This is a genomic window from Marinomonas posidonica IVIA-Po-181 (assembly GCF_000214215.1).
In the GTDB taxonomy this organism is placed as follows: Bacteria; Pseudomonadota; Gammaproteobacteria; order Pseudomonadales; family Marinomonadaceae; genus Marinomonas; species Marinomonas posidonica.
Genome location: NC_015559.1, coordinates 39914 through 58728, shown reverse-complemented (window position 1 = coordinate 58728; position 18815 = coordinate 39914). Strand labels below are relative to the sequence as shown.

The window sequence follows — 18815 nt, the reverse complement described above, 5'->3', positions numbered from 1 at the left end:
TTCCTCTTTTAATCGAGTTACCCACATATACCCAATATCCAAATGACAACTCAGCTCATATCAAAAAAACTGGATAACTGATGCTTTTTTCCACAATGACACTCACTTCATCCTAGAATTTTGTTAAACTCGCGCTTACTTTTTTATCTTCCGGAGTGACCATGCCTAAGAAGTTCAGACCTATTATTGAGGGCTTAGCCGTCGGTTGTGTGTTTATCAGTATTACCATGCTGTTCCAAATACCGCTTTATATGAGTTTTATCATTGGCGCTTTGGCGGCTGTTGGGGGTTACCGTAACTCAATCAAAATGGACAAAGAAAAAGCCGCTAAGAACGCGCCAAAAACATCGGATGACGAATAACGGATGACGGATCAAATGAAACCCACTTACGGTGAAGGTGATGCCACGCTACAAGCCGTGGGTGGGTTAGACGGACTAAGACGTTTGGTTGACTGCTTCTATCAGATTATGGAAAGTACACCAGAATACCACCCGTTGTTTGATATGCATCCACCCGATATACAAGTTAGCATTGATAAGCTAGTGGCCTTTTTATCTGGCTGGATGGGCGGTGAACGCCTATATGCAAAGACATACGGTAAAATTCATTTGCCCCAAGCTCACGCGCATTTAGTGGTCACCGACAAAGAGAAAGCCATGTGGTTGAATTGTATGTCTAATGCATTAGACCACCTTGGCTATCCAGACGATTTAAAATCCTACCTAATAGATAAGCTCGAATTTCCCGCCGAACGCATTCGTCAGGTCAGTCAGATGCAGCACGGCTAGTCTGCTTTTTTAAACGGCAACAGAGCATGAGTATCTTGATGGTACTCGCGCACCGCTTGTGCTTCTTCTTCACAAAAACGTGCTATCGCTTCTCGAAAGCCTTCATGAGCAATGTAATGAATACTGTGGCTAAAAACGGGTTCAAAGCCTCGAGGGATTTTGTGTTCCCCTTGTGTTCCAGGATCAAAGTGCTGTAACCCTTTTTCAAGACAAAACTCAATGCCTTGGTAATAACAGGCCTCAAAATGCAGACAATCTACTTCTTCAATGCAACCCCAATAGCGGCCATACAGAGAATGATGATCAAAGAAACACCAAGAAGCAGCAATGGCGTTATCGCCTCTAAAGGCTTGTACAAGCAAGATATTATCACCCATGTTCTCTACCAGCTGCGCAAAGAAATCCCGAGTTAAATAACCTTGCTGACCCCGTTTCGCGTAGGTTGATTGATAGCAAAGGTAAAAGAAGTCAAGGTCCGCTGAGGTTAAGCTGTTACCAAGAGTACGCGTCAAGGTCACACCCTGTTGAATCACTTTCTCTCGCTCTTTACGCGCCACTTTTCGCTTACGACTGGAGAAGTGGGAAAAGTAATCTGCCATGTCTTTGTAACCACGATTAAACCAATGGAACTGACATGATATACGTTCCAAATAAGCGTTTTCCTTATTCAATAACGCAGCATGATCGGGTTTGGTAAATAACAGATGCCAGCTAGAAAAGTCTCTCTGCTGATTCGCATCCGTTAACACATCGGCCACGGTCAGATACAGGTGCATGAAGGCGGTATCGTCGCCATCAGGATCAAGATATGAAAACAAACGGCTCCCAGTCACAGGAGAAAAGGGTATCGCCCAGATGCGTTTGGGGAAATAACCAAGGCCGTGACGTTGATACGCATCTGCCCAAGCCCAATCGAAGACAAACTCTCCCTGTGAATGGGTTTTCAAATAGGTTGGGGCAATGGCTAAGGGCGTATCGTCATCGTCCATTAGCAACAAATATTCTGGGTACCAACCTGTGCCATCGCCAATACTCTGACTGACTTCTAAGGCTTGATGAAACGCAAATTTCGCAAAGGGGGATTGGGTATCGCCGATGGCAGCTTGCCAACGATCTTCACCAATGTCTTCTACCGACGTAAACCATTGCGCTTTCATTGTTAATCGTCCATTTGCGCTCGTAATTGATCCACTAAAGCAGTGGTCTCAGGCCGCACCTGTCGCCATAAATAAAACGCCTCGGCCGCTTGCCCAACCAACATGCCCAAACCATCAGCACCTTTAACACCTCGCTGTTCTGCCCACTGTAAGAAAACCGTGCCATGTTTGCCATACATCATGTCATAGCACCAAGTTTGTTCTCCTAACAATTCCTCTTTCAATGGTGGTAAATGGCCCGATAAGCTAGCTGACGTACCATTAATGATAATGTCAAAGCTTCCTTCCAATGCTTCAAATGAAGACGCAGAGCAGGCAAAGTGATCGGCTAAAACTTGGGCTTTTTCGACGGTACGATTTGCGATGGTAACAGATACTGGTTTCTCATCTAAAATAGGTTCAAGTACTCCACGTACGGCCCCCCCAGCCCCCAAAATCAAAACACGCTTACCAGCGAAGCTTTGCCGATGGTTCACAACAATGTCTCGAACCATACCGACCCCGTCGGTATTGTCGCCGAACAGGTCGCCATTTTTCGACATGAGTAAGGTATTCACCGCGCCTGCTTGTTTCGCTCTTTGGCTCAGCACATCACACATGGCATAAGCCCGTTCTTTGAATGGTACTGTCACATTCAAGCCTTTTCCGCCTTGAGCAAAAAAGTCTACAACCTGTTGCTCAAACTGCAATTCATCACCCAACAAAGTCTTATAATTGAGCAATTGCTGCGTTTGCTGAGCAAACTCCGCATGAATACTGGGGGATTTACTATGGGCTATTGGGTTGCCAACCACAGCGTATTGATCCAAAACGCATCCTTCTATCTTCTAAACGGACTATGTTGTATTAAACGGAAAGTATTTACTCTGCCAGCCAATCTTTTGGCGTGAGATAGTAATCCGTCAATTTAGCTTCTGGGCTGTTGGCTTCTATTTGATATTCATACGTCCAGCGAACCTCTGGCGGCAATGACATGAGTATAGACTCAGTACGGCCTAGACCACTTTGCAGACCAAAATGCGTACCTCGGTCGAAAACAAGATTAAATTCCACATAGCGTCCTCGTCGATGCAATTGGAAATCCCGCTGCCGCTCATTAAATGGCAGATCTTTACGTCGTGATAAAATCGGCATATAAGCTTTGGAGTAAGTGTCTCCAACCGATTTCATCATCGCAAAACAGTGTTGAAATTCGCCTTCATTAAAATCGTCGAAGAATAAACCACCAATGCCTCTAGGCTCTCCACGGTGTTTCAAATAAAAGTAGTCATCACACCAGCTTTTAAATCTCTGATAATACCCATCACCAAATGGTTCCACCGCGTCCTTGGCAGCTTGATGCCATTGGATACAGTCATCATCGAATCCATAATATGGTGTCAGATCAAATCCACCACCAAACCACCAAACCGGCGCCAACCCTTCTTTATAAACGACAAATAAGCGTACATTGGCATGAGACGTAGGAGCCATTGGATTTTTCGGGTGAATGACCAATGACACGCCCATGGCCTCAAAACGCCCACCTGCCAGCTCAGGACGCGACTCTGTTGCCGATGGTGGTAGGGTATCTCCCATCACATGAGAAAAGTTAACGCCGCCTTTTTCAATAACCTCGCCACCAGCAATCACTCGAGTACGACCACCGCCGCCATTGGGCCTATCCCAAGCGTCCTGATGAAAACGGATGCTGGGCTCCAAGCCTTCTAGCTCTGCACAAATATGGTCCTGTAACGACATGAGATAGTCTTTTACCGCAATAACATCTGTATGGTTTATCGGGCTTTGTGATTGATCAGACATAATTACTCCATGGCTTTATGTCTTTAGCTTTTGTATTTCCCGCAAAAGCTAAAACTACGATCCATTTAAGTGTTTAGACAAGCGCTTAGTCAAGCGCTTAGTATTGAAGAAAACTTGGTAAATAAAAATGTGAGCGTCTAATAAAGTTTAGAACCGTCAGGGCGACTTCTAAGAATATTTAGAATCCACATATATTGCTCTGGTCGAGACGCGATCATTTTTTCAAGCGCCTGATTCATAACAATCGCATCTTGTGTCTCATCCCCAGTAGGAAAGTTCTCAAGTGCAGGAAAGACATGCAATTCATATTTACCAGACTTGGCATTATAAGCTTGAAAAAAAGGAACTACTTTCGCTTTAGTTAGCTTAGTTAATTTACCTAACCCTTTTAACGTCGCTTTTTCAGCACCAAAAAAAGGAACAAAAGCAGACTGTTGAGGGCCATGATCCTCATCTGGCAAATAATAACCTAAGCAACCCTCTTTTACGGATTTTAAGAATGGCTTAACGCTAGCACTTCTAGGGTAAACAATTCCTCGGCCATATTGCATACGCTGCTTATGCATTAACCAATCAAGCATGGGGCTTTTATGTGGACGCATAATAGTGGTGATAGTAATTCCGCGAGAAGCTAACATGGAACCTGTGTAGTCAATCGACCAACAATGAGGGGTTAATGAAATTATATTTTCACCTCGCTCGATTAAAGGAAAAAGATTCTCTCCGCCAATCACCTCATCACGACTTTTTTTATATTTTTCACTACGAATAAGCAGCTCACCGTAAGCTAGGCAAAATTGAATACCCGTTTCTATACTGCTTAATAACATCGCATGACGCTCTTCTGGTGTCTTTTCAGGAAAGCACTGTTCAAGATTCAAGCGAGCACGCTTTAATGTGCTGGCATTTTTTCCAATGATTAACTTTGCAATTTTACAAGCCAATTTATCGCGAATACGGAAGGGAACAAAAGCCAGTAGAAGAGAAATAAAAACAATACACCACGTCCCCCAAAAGCGAGGAAGAAGAAAACGCCATTCAAAAGTAGGGTTATGCAAATGTTTATCGGATGTACTCATTGAAAATGTGAGCCTATTTGGTAGTGTAGAAGTCGCTATCTTACATCAATCCAAGAACGCCTCAAAATGATATGTCCCGTTATTAGAAAAGCGTCTTCAACGCCACGCAGACACTACTTGCTCAAAGAATGCTTCATTACCTGTTGCTTGCACTAGAACAGAAGCGCCATGAAGACTCGCTAATATTCGGACCGCCGACGAATGAGCTTGATCCAAGGATTGAGACAGAGATGGCAAACGAAGACATACCTGAGTTAACCAAGTAATCTTGACGTCATAGAAAGCTGTCAAGCTGGCATTCACCTCTTCAGGCAATATGTGTTTATCCGCTGTTAACATGGTGCACAAACTCATGTGGTTTTGATCAACGATCTTGGCTTTAAACCCATCGATAAATCCATTTAGCATTCGCTGAGGGTCTGCTTCCTGCTCGGTAGGATCTGGCAGGTTTTTAGAAAAGATGTCGGTATAACGAAACATAACAGCAGCCACTAGATCACTTTTGGTTCTAAAGTGATAGTGAACACTTGCACTCTTTATGCCGATGTCATCAGCCAAGTCTCGAAAGCTAAAAGCGCCATAGCCGCCACTTATAATGTATTGCTCGGCTAAGTCCATAATCTTATTTTTTGTGTCTACTTTTTCCACTGTCATGCCGTCTTCTCATTTCTCTATCAGTAGATAGGTATTTTATTGACTTAATATAAATCTACAAGCTACATTACCACCTACCTACTGATAGATAAAAAGGAATTCTCATGAAATTTGATCTTGTTGTCCTTGGCAGTGGCCCTGGTGGTTACGCGGCGGCCTTTCGAGCCGCCGACTTAGGCCTAAAAGTCGCAATGATAGAACGTCATAAACGCATTGGTGGAGTCTGTTTGAACGTAGGTTGTATCCCATCAAAAGCGTTATTGCACGTAGCCGGCAAAATCCGTATGGCCGATGAAGATGCTCATGGTGTCACTTATGCCAAACCTAAAATCGACTTAGAAGCCATTCGCCATCATAGGCAATCTACCGTCGATACACTCACGGGCAACCTAGCTTTAATGGCAAAAGGCCGTAAGGTAGAAATTTTTCACGGAGAGGGGCAATTTGAGTCAACCCATTCCATTTCCGTTACTCAAGACAACGACCGTTTAAAAATAGAATTTGAAAATGCCATCATTGCAGTAGGATCCAGAGCCATCCGCCTACCTTTTGTACCTTACGATGATCCACGTATCTTGGATGCCACCAGCGCTCTTCAACTAGAGCGTATTCCCAAACACATGCTGGTGTTAGGCGGCGGTATTATTGGTCTGGAAATGGCCACTGTGTACCAAGCGCTAGGGGCGAAAATTACTGTCGCTGAGCTAGGCGAGCAAATCATGACAGGGGCAGACAAGGATCTGGTTCGAGTCTTCGAGCAAACCAATAAAGACCGCATGACCTTTCTTACCAAGACTCAAGTCACAGACATTCAAGCCTCGTCAGACACACTGAACGTCACTCTGAAAGATCAAAACGGTCAACGCAACCTGAACGTAGATGCCGTATTAGTCGCTGTTGGACGCTCGCCTAATGGTCGAAAAGCAGGCATTCCTGACATAGGAGTCGAACTTGATGACCGCGGTTTTGTCACTACAGATACCCAGTGTAGAACATCTATACCCAATATATTTGCCATTGGCGATGTGACTCATGGCCCAATGCTGGCTCACAAAGCTTCTCATCAGGGACACATTGCGGCGGAAGTCATCTCTGGTCATAAAGTCGACTTTCAACCTCTGGCGATTCCTTCCATCGCCTATACCTTTCCTGAAGTCGCTTGGGTTGGCTTAACCGAAATAGACGCTAAAAAACAGGGCATTCCAGTGAAAACTGCGACTTTCCCATGGAGTGCCAGTGGTCGCGCCATTGCCTCAGGCATCACTCAAGGTAAAACCAAACTCATCTACGATGAAGCCTCTGAACGTGTGCTAGGTGCTGGCGTAGTCGGTGCTCATGCAGGGGAATTACTCGGTGAACTGACCCTTGCCATTGAATTTGGCGCCACCTTGGAGGACATTGCTTTGACCATTCATGCCCACCCAAGTTTGCATGAATCGGTCGGTTTGGCTGCCGAATTAGGCGCAGGCACCATTACCGATTTGCCAAACAGGAAAGCAAAGCGCTGATTTACGTTAGAAGTCCAAAGTCATTACTTAACTAAGCCGACCTTTTAGTCGGCTTAGTTACCATTTCATCAATTCTTCGATTCGGGGTCTATCCAATGGCTTTGATTCAATCAACTAACATAGATGACGTGTTGCTCATCATCATAGTTAAAGTTAAGACAGATATGGATTTGGCTTTCTTCAATGTACAGTTTAGAGACAAGATTAGACCTACCCTTTTCAGCCTTATAAGCGAGCGCTTTTAATTGTTTCTCCAACATAAACCAAGCAATACTATCCCTTGATTCGTCCAATTCAACAGACAGATGAGACCTCATTCGCAACCAACTCAAATAAGCGATTGAGTTCGCTTTGATATCAAACACATCCCCGCCATTGGTGACCTTATAGCGGATCCCAGCATGAGAGAGTTGATGCTGTAAATACACTTTCCATTGCTGCATAAAGTCCTCTAAATACGACAAAAAAACCTCTTCTCACCACATCAAAATACTCTTGTTACCTCTATCCTAATAAATCACTTTCGTAGTCTTCAAGGCAACAGCATCTTAATGACGCAAATAAAGAGCCCACTAAATCAAAACCTTATCTTCCACCCTTTAATCTTTTAACTAAACTCACCTTGCCATGATTGACTACTTTTTGTACTGGGTATATTTTGGATACAAAATACACTTTTAATAATACACATCAAAACCCTTAAATTTCTTAGAAAAGGTATCGACTTATGAGCAATGACGTTTTTGATGTAAGTGTTTTCAATGGCGTTATGCCTGCGTTGATGACCCCTTGTAAACCAGATCGCACGCCAGATTTCGAAGCACTGATTAAAAAGGGCAAAGAGATGATGGCGGCAGGCATGTCGGCCGTAGTGTATTGCGGTTCCATGGGGGATTGGCCTTTACTGACCGATGCAGAGCGCATGGAAGGGGTAGAGCGTTTGGTCGCTGCCGGTGTGCCCGTGGTCGTTGGAACAGGGGCGATTAATACAAAATCCGCTGTCGCTCTGGCCGCCCACGCACAAAAGGTTGGCGCTGCAGGGTTAATGGTGATTCCCCGTGTGTTATCCCGAGGCTCCGTCATTGCGGCTCAGCGCCATCATTTCAAAGCCATTCTTGAAGCCGCACCTGATGTACCCGCCATTATTTACAACAGTCCTGTGTATGGTTTTGCCACACGAGCCGACTTGTTTTTCTCATTGCGTGCCGAGCACCCTAATTTAGTCGGCTTCAAAGAATTTGGTGGGGTCGACGATTTACGCTATGCCGCTGAAAACATCACCTCACAAGACGATGATGTGCTGCTCATGGTGGGTGTCGACACAGCCGTTTTCCACGGCTTTGTGAATTGTGGTGCGGTTGGGGCCATTACCGGCATAGGCACAGCTTTACCAAAAGAAGTGTTACTGCTTACTAACTTATCTCGCAAAGCGGCACAGGGTCATGCAGAAGCACGTAAACGCGCTCAAGAGCTAGAAGAAGCCTTCCATGTTCTCGCCAGCTTTGACGAAGGCCCTGATCTGGTACTGTTTTTCAAATATTTGCTGGTTCTTAACGGCGAACCAGCGTATCGATTACATTTTAACGAAACCGACGAACTCAATGATGCGCAGCGCCATTACTGCGAACAACAGTATGCTCTGTTCAAAACTTGGTTTGCAGATTGGTCACAACAAGGTGGAATACTGTCTATTATTCAGCTAACGGATATGCAGGTAACGGAATGCTAAATGTCATTGATAGTCATACGGGAGGGGAACCCACTCGCGTTGTTTTGTCCGGCGGGCCAGATCTTGGCAAAGGATCATTAGCAGAAAAAGCAAAACGCTTAGCCACAGAACATAAAGACTTCTATCGTGCTTTGGTGGTTGAGCCTTACGGACAAGAAGCCATGGTCGGTGCGTTATTAGTGCAACCAACGGACCCAAGCTGTGTAACGGGCGTAATTTATTTTGATGCCGCAGCGGTAATCGGTATGTGCGGTCATGGCACCATAGGCTTAGCCGTGACCTTGGCACATTTAGGTCACATTGGCGAAGGCACTCATAAGATAGAAACACCTGCCGGAATCGTGGAAGTCACACTCAAGGACAAAAATACCGTCACGGTGCAAAACATCGAAAGCCATCGTTATCAGCAAAATGTTGAGCTGGATGTGCAAGGCATTGGCAAGGTCAGAGGGGATATTGCTTACGGCGGTAACTGGTTCTTCATTGTCAAAGAGAGTCCAACTGCGGTTGAGCCCACCAATATTAGACAACTCACTGATCATGCCATCAAGGTACGAGAATGCCTGTATGCACAGGGCATTGAAGGTAAAAATGGTGGCATGATCGACCACATTATTTTCTATGGCCCAGCACTCACTGAACAAGGACACAGCCGCAACTTTGTTCTTTGTCCAGATGACTCTTACGATCGATCACCTTGTGGCACAGGCAGCTCAGCAAGACTGGCCTGTTTAGCCGCCGATCAAGGCTTAGCACCCAACGAGGAAATCTACCAAGAAAGTATTATCGGCAGCGCTTATACCTTGAGTTACCAACTCAGTCATAATGCAGGGGCTGTGATTCCTTCCATCACAGGGCAAGCTTTTATCACACGGGAAGCCAAAATCATCACCAATGCAACCGACTCATTACGCCATGGTGTCTCATGGTAACGCAGCAAGAACAAGATGTGATTGTTATTGGCGCAGGCATCATAGGCATCAGCTGTGCCTTGCGTTTGCAGCAAGCAGGCAAGCGCGTGTTGGTAATGGACAGCAAAGGCGTGGCCGCTGAAACTTCCGCCGGCAATGCCGGTGCGTTTGCCTTTGCAGATGTGATACCACTGGCCACACCAGGCATACTGCGCAAAGCGCCAAGGTGGTTTTTAGACCCACTAGGACCTTTATCGATTCGTCCAGCTTATGCCTTAACACTACTACCCTGGTTATGGCGTTTCTGGCGTGCCAGTTGGCATGATAAATACACTACGGCTGTTGCCGCACAAGCAAGCCTGATGAACTTTTCCAAAGTTGCATTAGAGAAACAGATTCAATCTACTGATGGCGAACCATTTATGCGACGAGAAGGGCAATTGCAATTGTATGAAGGAGAGCAAGAGTTTCAAGACGCCTTATCAGGTTGGCAAACACGTAAAGAACATGGCGTGTTGTTTGAATTACTTGAATCCCCAGACGCCATTGCACGCATCCAACCCGGCATTCACCCTCGCTTTACTCACGCTGCTTTTACACCAGAATGGAAAAATTCGGTCGATCCAAAAGCCTGGGCAGACCATCTAGCGCAAACCTTTATCGCCTTGGGGGGTAAGATCCAAATCACATCCGTTCACAAAATTTCCTTTCAAGACAATAGCGTCACAGTGTTTGGCGATCCATCAGCAAGCCATTTACATCACGACGATTTGCATCAATATAAAGCCAACAAATTGGTGATCGCGGCAGGGGCTTGGTCAAAGCCACTGGCCGCACAAACTGGTGACACATTACCTATAGATACAGAAAGAGGGTACAACACCACATTATCTGCTGGTTCACTGCAACTGAAAACACACCTTACTTTCAGTAATCACGGCTTTGTCGTCACTAAGATAAAGGACAAGATTCGAGTGGGTGGCGCAGTAGAGTTCGCTGGATTGGAGCTAGCGCCCAATTATCAAAGAGCGCAGTATTTGGTGGATAAAGCCAAACGCTTTTTACCTAAGCTTGGCCATGAACAAGACAAAAGCCAAATACAAGACGAAGACACGGAATCTCAACAATGGATGGGGTTTCGCCCTTCCATGCCAGACAGTTTGCCTGTCATTGATTATGCCAGTCAAACTCAACAGGTCGTTTACGCGTTTGGCCATGGACATCTCGGACTAACACAGTCAGCAGGGACAGCCGAGTTGGTGTGTGAATTAATCCATAACAAGGCCACCAGCATTGATATATCACCTTATTCGGCAAAACGTTTTACGTGAGACCATTGGTGTCGCTTTCCCTTAATAAAGCACATCAAAAAAACACAAAAACAATGGAGACATTATGAGCGAGCAGATTACCTTGAGCTTATCTGAGGTCAAATCGCTAAGTGAGTCCATACTCACTCAACACGGCTTTAATGCGGATCACGCCAACGCCATCACGGAAATCATCTATAGCAACCAGCTCGCTGATTGCCATTCTCATGGTTTGTTTCGCTTGTTTATGTGTACGGAAAGCATTCGCTCTGGCCGAGTGAGCGGCACCGCCCAGCCGATTATTGAAGACGCAGGACCAGCGGTTATAAAGGCCAATGCGCAAGACGGAGTCTCTCTTTTGGCCATGCAAGCCGCCATGCCGAAATTGATTAGCAAAGCCAAACACAATGGCATCGCTGCCTTGGCGATTAATCGCTGTTTCCATTTTTCGGCGTTATGGCCCGAAGTCGAAATCTTGTCGCAAGCAGGGCTGGCAGGCATGGCGATGTTGCCCAGTCATGCTTGGGTGGCACCAGCGGGTGGAACGCGCGGTTTACTCGGCACGAACCCTTTTGCGTTTAGCTGGCCTCGTGATGGCCAAGTGCCTTTCACGTTCGACTTTGCTACCAGCCAATTTGCACGTGGTGAAATAGAACTGTATCGACGGGCTGGAAAGCCATTGCCGGAAGGCGTTGCCATTGATCAAGAGGGTCAACCAACCACAGACGCCGACGCCGCCATGCAGGGGGCCATGTTGACCTTTGGCGGCCATAAAGGGTCGGCCCTATCACTGATGATTGAACTGATGGCAGGCCCTTTGATTGATGATCTGACCAGTAAAGAGAGTATGGCCTTTGCGGAAGACAAACCGGAAGCGCCTTATCATGGGGAAATTATCCTCGCCTTCGATCCAGACTTACTCAGTGGCGGCCAACGGGCAGCCAATCAACAAAGAGCAGAACGTTTGTTTGCCGATGTGATCGACCAAGGCGCGCGTTTGCCTTCACAACGCCGTCAGGCTGCACAACAAAGAAACCTTGCGAGAAACGCCGTTAACATTCCCAAAAGTTTGTACGATGACCTCATCACACTACAGTCTCTTTAATCCCAATGTTTCAGACCACAACAACATTCACCATCTTATTTGAATCAAGAAGATGGTGAATATTAGATAGGTATAGCGGACGGATGATTGTCTTCTGTGATGGTTAGTTATGTGGATCACGGTCGTGCTGAATCCAATCGATAACTTGTAGCTTGGTATTCATCAAATGCGATTCAAGCAGGGCGGTTGCCCCTTCAATATCGCGCTGTCGCGCAAGCGCTAATAAAGCATGATGATCATGACTGGCGTGGTGTTGCTTATCCAATTTGCCTATGTGCATACTGACATAACGATTCGCCTGAAGTGTCACTCGTTCAAGCAAATTCTCAGTTAAATGTCGTCCTGCCGCTTGGTACAGCTTGCCATGATACTCTGCATTCAATGGGCCCCAGTCGGCAATGTTGCCAGCTAGATAGGAATCATCCATTTCCTTAAGAAGGCTTTCACAAGCACTGAAGTCCTCGGCGGTCATATTCGGGATTGCCCGTGCGAACAAATCCACTTCCAATAACAAACGCACATCAAATATTTCAGCGATTTCTTCTAAACTGTGCTTAGTCACCGTGGCGCCACGGTTGTTTTTAAACACCACTAGCCCTTCCGCATCCAATCGCTTTAGCGCTTCTCGAACTGGCATACGAGAAACATCATATTCCTCTGCTAAGAGCTCTTGGCGAATCAAAGCCCCTTCTTCGAGTTCCCCGGAGAGAATACGCTTACGCAAGTCCGTAACAATCACATCCGGTAAACTTTGACGAATAACCGCTCTCTTTGGTGCCAACTTGATTTACCTCTTTGACTGAACACAATCACGCGTCACCACCTCACCAGCTAAACAAACCGCACAGTATGGCAAATGGAAAACCCAGTATAACAAATAGCATGAGCAGGAAGGTATGCATAAGGTTTCTTCCGTCTGTTGAGCATACGTCATGAGAGCGAGCCAATGTTAAAGACGACTTTTCCTACCTGAGCGTTCGCCTTAGGATGTAATATGTTTGAACGCCATCAAACAAAGCATTGATAGCTTTCCATTTTTCCCAGCTTGACCTTTGCCTACTATCGATGGACATAGAGGTACCATTTATTGCTATGGTTCGTTAGGTACTTATTTTCCTCCACAGCTTAGTCTGGAGCTCATTATGAATGTCACACTATCTCAACCAGCTTTATTGAAAAGCCACTCTTATATCGGTGGCGAATGGTTATCAGCCACATCCGGTCAAACGTTTGCAATTACCAACCCTGCCAACGGAGAGCACATTATTGATGTGGCTGACTTAGGCGCAGAAGAAACAACTCTAGCTGTAGAAGCCGCTGAAAAAGCACAAAAACCATGGCAAGCACTGACTGCCAAAGAACGCGCAACGTTATTACGCCGTTGGAATCAATTGATTCTAGAAAACCAAGACGATCTGGCCAAGTTAATGACCCTAGAACAAGGCAAGCCATTCGCTGAAGCCAAAGGTGAAGTGGCTTATGGGGCGTCTTTTATTGATTGGTTCGCTGACGAAGCTCGCCGTTTATACGGTGATGTGATTCCAACCTTTGCCAGCGATCGTCGTGTCTTGACCATCAAACAAGGCATTGGTGTAGTTGCGGCAATCACCCCTTGGAACTTCCCAATTGCGATGATTACCCGTAAAGCAGGTCCTGCCTTAGCAGCGGGCTGTACGATTGTCATCAAACCCTCTGATGAAACGCCATTATGTGCTCTTGCTTTAGCAGAGTTGGCACATCAAGCAGGCATTCCAGCCGGTGTACTAAACGTGGTTGTGGGTAAAAATGCCAAAGACATTGGTGGTGTTCTTACGGCTAATCCAATTGTTCGTAAGTTAAGCTTCACCGGCTCCACGCCTGTTGGCAAATTGTTACTGTCACAGTGCGCACAAACCGTAAAACGTACTTCAATGGAGTTAGGTGGTAATGCACCTTTCATCGTGTTTGACGATGCAGATCTTGACGCTGCCGTTGAAGGCGCAATCAACTCTAAATACCGCAACGCAGGTCAAACCTGTGTGTGTGCAAACCGTATTCTGGTGCAGGAAGGCATTTACGATGCGTTTGCCGAAAAATTGGCACAACGTGTTTCCAGTTTTAAAACGGGAGATGGCTTTGGTGAAGGTGTCAACATCGGCCCACTGATCAACCCAGCCGCCATTTCCAAAGTAGAACAACTGGTTGAAAACGCACTATCAAATGGCGCCAAAGCCTTGATCGGCGGCAGTGTGTCACAAGAGGCTGGCGCTCAATTCTTTGAACCAACCGTTTTAACAGGCGTCACCGAAGAGATGGACATCTTCTCCAATGAGATTTTTGGTCCTGTTGCGCCCTTGTTCAAGTTCAAATCTGAAGAAGAAGCGGTGGCCATGGCAAACAATACCCCATTTGGTTTGGCTTCTTACTTCTATTCCCAAAACTTGGGCCGAATCTGGCGTGTTTCTGAAGCCTTAGAATACGGCATGGTAGGCATCAACGAAGGCCTGATCTCCAGTGAAGTTGCCCCATTTGGTGGTGTGAAAGAGTCTGGCAGTGGTCGCGAGGGTTCTAAGTATGGCATCGATGAGTACGTTGAAACTAAGTACTTGTGCATGGGCGGCTTAGCTTAACCTTCTCTATTTTGTTGGCAGGGTGATAAAGGTCACCCACTTTAGACATTAAGGCAAAGCCAGTGAGGCATTACTGGCTTTCATAACCAAGGTAATACACATGAAAAACGCTGATTTACAAAAACGCAAAGAAGTGGCCATTGCTCGTGGTCAAGGCAACATGGCCCCACTGTACGTTGATCGTGCAGTGAATGCTGAAATTTGGGACGTTGAAGGTAAACGTCACATTGACTTTGGTGCCGGTATTGCTGTGGTCAATACAGGTCACAATCACCCGAAAGTAAAAGCGGCAGTACAAGAACAGCTTGAGCGTTTTACTCATACTTGCGTTATGGTCAGCCCATACGAATCAGCGGTTGCATTGGCAGAGAAGCTGAATGCAGCCGCACCAGGTAACACACCGAAGAAATCAATCTTCGTCACAACTGGTGCTGAAGCCGTAGAAAACTGTGTGAAGATTGCCCGCGCTTATACAGGTCGACCTGGCATCATTGCTTTCAATGGTGGTTTCCATGGCCGTACCAATATGACCATGGGTCTGACAGGCAAAGTGAACCCTTACAAAATTGGTTTTGGCCCATTCCCAAGCGATATTTTCCATGTGCCATACCCAAATGACTACTTAGGTATTACTGAAGAGCAAGCACTTGCTGACCTACAAATGCGCTTCACTTGTGATATTGAACCTTCTCGCGTTGCGGCTATTATCATTGAGCCTGTTCAAGGAGAAGGCGGTTTCTACATGGCGTCAGCCAGCTTCCTACAGAAACTTCGTGCCCTATGTGACGAGCACGGTATTTTGTTGATCCTTGATGAAATCCAAGCCGGTTTTGCTCGTACAGGTACTATGTTCTGCCACGAGCAAGCAGGCATCGAAGCGGACCTTATGACTGCCGCCAAAGGCATCGCGGGCGGATTCCCGATTGCAGCGGTGGTCGGTAAAGCCGACATCATGGACGCACCAATTCCTGGTGGTCTAGGCGGTACCTATGGCGGTTCTCCAGTGGGTTGTGCTGCAGGCCTTGCGGTATTTGATGTGATTGAAGAAGAGAAGCTTTGCGACCGTGCGGTTGAAGTCGGTGCTCACTTCGTTAAACACCTAACAGATATGCAGCAGGAATACCCAAGCATCATTGGTGAAGTGCGTAACGCCGGTGCCATGATTGCGGTTGAATTTGTTCATGATGGCGATGTAAACAAACCTTACCCAGAGCTTGCGAAACAGCTATCGGCAAAAGCCGCTGAAAACGGTTTAGTGCTTCTATCATGTGGTATTCGTGGTAACGTCATTCGTTTCCTACCAGCTTTGACCATCGAAATGGACATCATTGATGAAGGCATGGAAATCTTTAAACGTTGCTTTAAAGAGCTTGTCTAAACACTTCCGTTCAACTTATTGCTGTTAAGAAAGGTACGACACGCTGAAACCAGTGGACTTGTTCAGCCTTTCCTTAATCTAATGAGTAGACCAAGCCACTTCTTCGGAAGTGGCTTTTTTTATGCCTCAAAGCTTCTATAAATGATCATGCTTATCATATGAATCATAAGGAGGTAGACCTAAATCCTTTCTTAGGTACTCGGGTAATTTACGACTCTCTAACTGCACTTCTCGTGATTCTTCACGTCTTTTATTTTTTTCTCTTTTTTCTTTTAACTTATTGTTTAAATTTAATATTTTTTGATTTATCCACAGTAGTAACGCCCACATATTCTCACCTCCTGTTGAATTGTCACTTTATTCTGGTGGTAAAAGCAGGTAAAAACGAATGCTATATTCTTACGGCAAAGATTAGAAAACCTTATGGAATAACGCCTATGAGCCATCGTGTTACACATTTAAAAGCGACCCATTATTTCTCCATCGCTAGCCAGACCATGAGTTATACCAAGGCAGCAGAGCAACTCAATGTGTCACAAGCCGCCGTCAGCCAACAGATTCGATTGTTAGAAGACTATCTTGGTGTGTCATTATTTTATCGGGCAGGTCGCGAGATGCGTCTTACTAGTCAAGGACTTCAACTTGCGGAGCATCTCACTCTGGCGTTTGATCATATAAGTAAGGGATTAGACAGCGTGAAGTTAGAACCTCTTGAAGGTACGCTTCAGGTTTCTGGATTGCAAAGCTTTGTCTCACTATGGCTAATGCCTAAACTATGGCGTTTTTCGGACCTTCAAAATGATATTACCGTAAAACTTTTTTCATCCGATGAACGAAGAGACATTCATGCGGGGAATATTGATATCGGTATTGATGATAATCGTCATATGGCTGGCAAAAGAGAAGATACTGTACAACGAAAGCTAATATCGTCCGATATTATTCCTGTTTGTTCGCCCTCATTAGCAGCAAGAATTGACTTATTCCATCCCACAGACCTACTAAAATGTTGGATGTTACAAGTAGACGACCCATCTTATCAGTGGCGTATTTGGTTTGAGGAGCAAGCGATTTGTCCGATCCGAAGTAAAGACATCCTTTGGGCCGAGGTGAATTCTTGGTATATGGGAATCAACGCAGTCAAAGCTGGCCATGGAATATTTTTGTGCCCGAAATTTATGGTGCAAACAGAATTAGATGAGGGGACTCTCATTCAAGCCTACCCTAAAGCATTAAAAAATAAGATTGAATTTTATACCTATTACGCAAAAAACTCGCCTCGCAAAGCGAGAATTGAAGCCTTTGTAGATTGGTTAAATCAGGAAGTGACAGCCAATATCAAACCCTCTAAAGATCCGATTATGCACAACCCATTACCTTGGCCCTAAAGATACAGTTTTTAAATTCAGTTACTAATAAGGTGCAACAATCCGTTCTTCGACAGTTTGATGAAGGACTTTTAAGAAACAAACATTGAATTCTATTGCTCTTATACCAATTGCTCACCCTAGAAAAAACGCATCCAAGCGTTTGCTAATTAGTTGTTAGATAAACAAAATTAATCTTGATAAAGAATACGGACTATTGCGTACTTTCCTCTTTCAAGACATATTTTTTAAGGGCAAACTCAACGCCTCGAATCTCGGCAAGGCCTTTCATTCTTCCTAATGCTGAATAACCTGGTTTGGCTTGTTTACGTAAATCATCCATGATCTGATGTCCATGATCTGGACGCAATGGAATCGGTTTTTGAATACCCGCTAATCCACGTCTTTTTTCCTCTTCCAACAAGGTCAAAATGATGGCGGAAATATCTGTATTGCCTTCTAAATGTGCTGCTTCATGAAAGCTGCCCCAAGTGTCCTCTCTTTGAGTAGAGCGTAAGTGCGTAAAATAAATTCGCTCTGCAAAGGTGGCCGCCATATCACACAGGTCATTGTCTTCTCGTACGCCATATGACCCTGTACAGAATGTAATGCCATTGGCTGGCGAAGGTATGCGCTTTACCAGCCACTCAATATCCTCTTTTGTGGAAACAATACGAGGCAATCCTAAAATTGGCCGAGGAGGGTCATCAGGATGAACCGCCAGACTGACACCGCAGGCTTCTGCGATGGGAACAATTTGCTCTAAAAAGGAAGCGAAATTTTCTCTTAAAGTTGCCTTATCAATTTTCTCGTAAGCCGCTAATACTTCTCTAAAGTTATCAAGCGTGTAGGCTTCTTCTGCCCCAGGTAAGCCCGCTAAGATAGTATTGATCAGCTTTTTTTCCTGAGTCTCTGTTAAAGCGTCATAATAAGACCTTGCCGCCAACATTTCTGCTTCTGAGTATTCCGACTCACTATTGGCTCTCTTCAAAATGAATACATCAAAAGCCGTAAAGGCAACCTGATCAAACCGCAATGCTTTAGATCCATCCGGTAATGTATAAGTAAGATCTGTTCTGGTCCAATCCAGTACAGGCATGAAGTTATAACAAATGGTGTAAATCCCACATTCGGCTAAATTCTGAATACTTTGAGCATAATTTTTGATGTAATGCTGATATTGACCTGTACGCTGTTTGATATCTTCATGCACAGGGATACTTTCTACGACAGACCAGCTTAATCCAGCTAACTCAATCTTTTCTTTTACGGCTTGAATTGATTCAATCGGCCATACTTCACCATTTGGGATATCGTGTAACGCTGTCACTATGCCGGTTGCTCCGGCCTGACGAATATCTTGTAATGATATGGAATCCTTTACTCCAAACCAACGCCATGTATGTTCCATAAA

Annotated in this window: 19 protein-coding genes; 10 read left to right on the top strand and 9 right to left on the bottom strand. The window is 45.3% G+C overall.

Going from position 1 to position 18815, the window contains the following annotated elements:
- The first annotated feature begins 161 nt into the window (after positions 1-161).
- Together MAR181_RS00265 and MAR181_RS00260 are read left to right on the top strand one after the other, a co-directional pair.
- Positions 162-362, top strand: a complete 201-nt coding sequence (locus MAR181_RS00265) for a hypothetical protein (protein WP_013794598.1) — start codon at positions 162-164, stop codon at positions 360-362.
- A gap of 3 nt (positions 363-365) precedes the next feature.
- Positions 366-791: a group II truncated hemoglobin gene (locus tag MAR181_RS00260; protein ID WP_041651073.1), complete on the top strand. Its 426-nt coding sequence runs from the start codon at positions 366-368 to the stop codon at positions 789-791.
- Here the strand turns inward: MAR181_RS00260 and MAR181_RS00255 are convergent.
- The 5 genes from MAR181_RS00255 to MAR181_RS00235 all read right to left on the bottom strand — a co-directional run bounded on the left by MAR181_RS00255 (position 788) and on the right by MAR181_RS00235 (position 5484).
- Positions 788-1948 carry a GNAT family N-acetyltransferase gene (locus MAR181_RS00255; protein ID WP_013794596.1) on the bottom strand — a complete coding sequence of 387 codons (1161 nt, stop codon included), beginning with the start codon at positions 1946-1948 and terminating at the stop codon, positions 788-790. The genes MAR181_RS00260 and MAR181_RS00255 overlap by 4 nt on opposite strands.
- 2 nt (positions 1949-1950) lie before the next feature.
- Positions 1951-2757: a shikimate dehydrogenase gene (gene aroE / locus MAR181_RS00250; protein ID WP_013794595.1), complete on the bottom strand. Its 807-nt coding sequence runs from the start codon at positions 2755-2757 to the stop codon at positions 1951-1953.
- Between the two features lie 52 nt (positions 2758-2809).
- Positions 2810-3751, bottom strand: a complete 942-nt coding sequence (gene hemF / locus MAR181_RS00245) for an oxygen-dependent coproporphyrinogen oxidase (RefSeq protein ID WP_013794594.1) — start codon at positions 3749-3751, stop codon at positions 2810-2812.
- A gap of 137 nt (positions 3752-3888) precedes the next feature.
- Entirely contained in the window at positions 3889-4830 is a 942-nt protein-coding gene (gene lpxM, locus MAR181_RS00240) for a lauroyl-Kdo(2)-lipid IV(A) myristoyltransferase (protein WP_013794593.1), read from the bottom strand.
- Between the two features lie 96 nt (positions 4831-4926).
- The gene (locus tag MAR181_RS00235; protein ID WP_013794592.1) at positions 4927-5484 is read right to left on the bottom strand and encodes a TetR/AcrR family transcriptional regulator; all 558 of its coding nucleotides are present in this window, start codon (positions 5482-5484) and stop codon (positions 4927-4929) included.
- A gap of 104 nt (positions 5485-5588) precedes the next feature.
- On the opposite strand from MAR181_RS00235, the gene lpdA reads away from it, so the two are divergent.
- Positions 5589-6992, top strand: coding sequence for a dihydrolipoyl dehydrogenase (lpdA, locus tag MAR181_RS00230; protein WP_013794591.1), 1404 nt, complete (start codon positions 5589-5591; stop codon positions 6990-6992).
- A 110-nt stretch (positions 6993-7102) separates the two neighbouring features.
- On the opposite strand, the gene MAR181_RS00225 is transcribed toward lpdA, so the two are convergent.
- Positions 7103-7456 (bottom strand): hypothetical protein, encoded by a 354-nt coding sequence (locus MAR181_RS00225; RefSeq protein ID WP_144011178.1) that lies wholly within the window; start codon positions 7454-7456, stop codon positions 7103-7105.
- A 263-nt stretch (positions 7457-7719) separates the two neighbouring features.
- Here MAR181_RS00225 and MAR181_RS00220 point away from each other — a divergent pair, with 263 nt between their 5' ends.
- The 4 genes from MAR181_RS00220 (at position 7720) to MAR181_RS00205 (ending at position 12047) form a co-directional block, all read left to right on the top strand.
- Positions 7720-8721: a dihydrodipicolinate synthase family protein gene (locus MAR181_RS00220; RefSeq protein WP_013794589.1), complete on the top strand. Its 1002-nt coding sequence runs from the start codon at positions 7720-7722 to the stop codon at positions 8719-8721.
- Complete coding sequence (locus MAR181_RS00215) at positions 8715-9653, top strand: 4-hydroxyproline epimerase (protein WP_013794588.1); 939 nt, start codon at positions 8715-8717, stop codon at positions 9651-9653. Before MAR181_RS00220 ends, MAR181_RS00215 begins: the two co-directional genes overlap by 7 nt.
- Complete coding sequence (locus MAR181_RS00210; protein WP_013794587.1) at positions 9647-10963, top strand: NAD(P)/FAD-dependent oxidoreductase; 1317 nt, start codon at positions 9647-9649, stop codon at positions 10961-10963. The genes MAR181_RS00215 and MAR181_RS00210 overlap by 7 nt, the downstream gene beginning before the upstream one ends.
- 64 nt (positions 10964-11027) lie before the next feature.
- Positions 11028-12047, top strand: coding sequence for an Ldh family oxidoreductase (locus MAR181_RS00205; protein WP_013794586.1), 1020 nt, complete (start codon positions 11028-11030; stop codon positions 12045-12047).
- A 103-nt stretch (positions 12048-12150) separates the two neighbouring features.
- Here MAR181_RS00205 and MAR181_RS00200 read toward each other — a convergent pair whose 3' ends face one another.
- Positions 12151-12828 (bottom strand): GntR family transcriptional regulator, encoded by a 678-nt coding sequence (locus MAR181_RS00200; protein WP_013794585.1) that lies wholly within the window; start codon positions 12826-12828, stop codon positions 12151-12153.
- Between the two features lie 361 nt (positions 12829-13189).
- Here MAR181_RS00200 and MAR181_RS00195 point away from each other — a divergent pair, with 361 nt between their 5' ends.
- Entirely contained in the window at positions 13190-14656 is a 1467-nt protein-coding gene (locus MAR181_RS00195) for an NAD-dependent succinate-semialdehyde dehydrogenase (RefSeq protein WP_013794584.1), read from the top strand.
- A 100-nt stretch (positions 14657-14756) separates the two neighbouring features.
- Complete coding sequence (gene gabT, locus MAR181_RS00190) at positions 14757-16034, top strand: 4-aminobutyrate--2-oxoglutarate transaminase (protein ID WP_013794583.1); 1278 nt, start codon at positions 14757-14759, stop codon at positions 16032-16034.
- A 135-nt stretch (positions 16035-16169) separates the two neighbouring features.
- Here gabT and MAR181_RS00185 read toward each other — a convergent pair whose 3' ends face one another.
- Positions 16170-16364: a hypothetical protein gene (locus MAR181_RS00185; protein ID WP_013794582.1), complete on the bottom strand. Its 195-nt coding sequence runs from the start codon at positions 16362-16364 to the stop codon at positions 16170-16172.
- Positions 16365-16471: 107 nt separating this feature from the next.
- On the opposite strand from MAR181_RS00185, the gene MAR181_RS00180 reads away from it, so the two are divergent.
- Positions 16472-17422 carry a LysR substrate-binding domain-containing protein gene (locus MAR181_RS00180; RefSeq protein ID WP_013794581.1) on the top strand — a complete coding sequence of 317 codons (951 nt, stop codon included), beginning with the start codon at positions 16472-16474 and terminating at the stop codon, positions 17420-17422.
- A 193-nt stretch (positions 17423-17615) separates the two neighbouring features.
- On the opposite strand, the gene uxuA is transcribed toward MAR181_RS00180, so the two are convergent.
- Positions 17616-18812, bottom strand: a complete 1197-nt coding sequence (gene uxuA, locus MAR181_RS00175) for a mannonate dehydratase (RefSeq protein ID WP_013794580.1) — start codon at positions 18810-18812, stop codon at positions 17616-17618.
- Positions 18813-18815 lie beyond the last annotated feature (3 nt).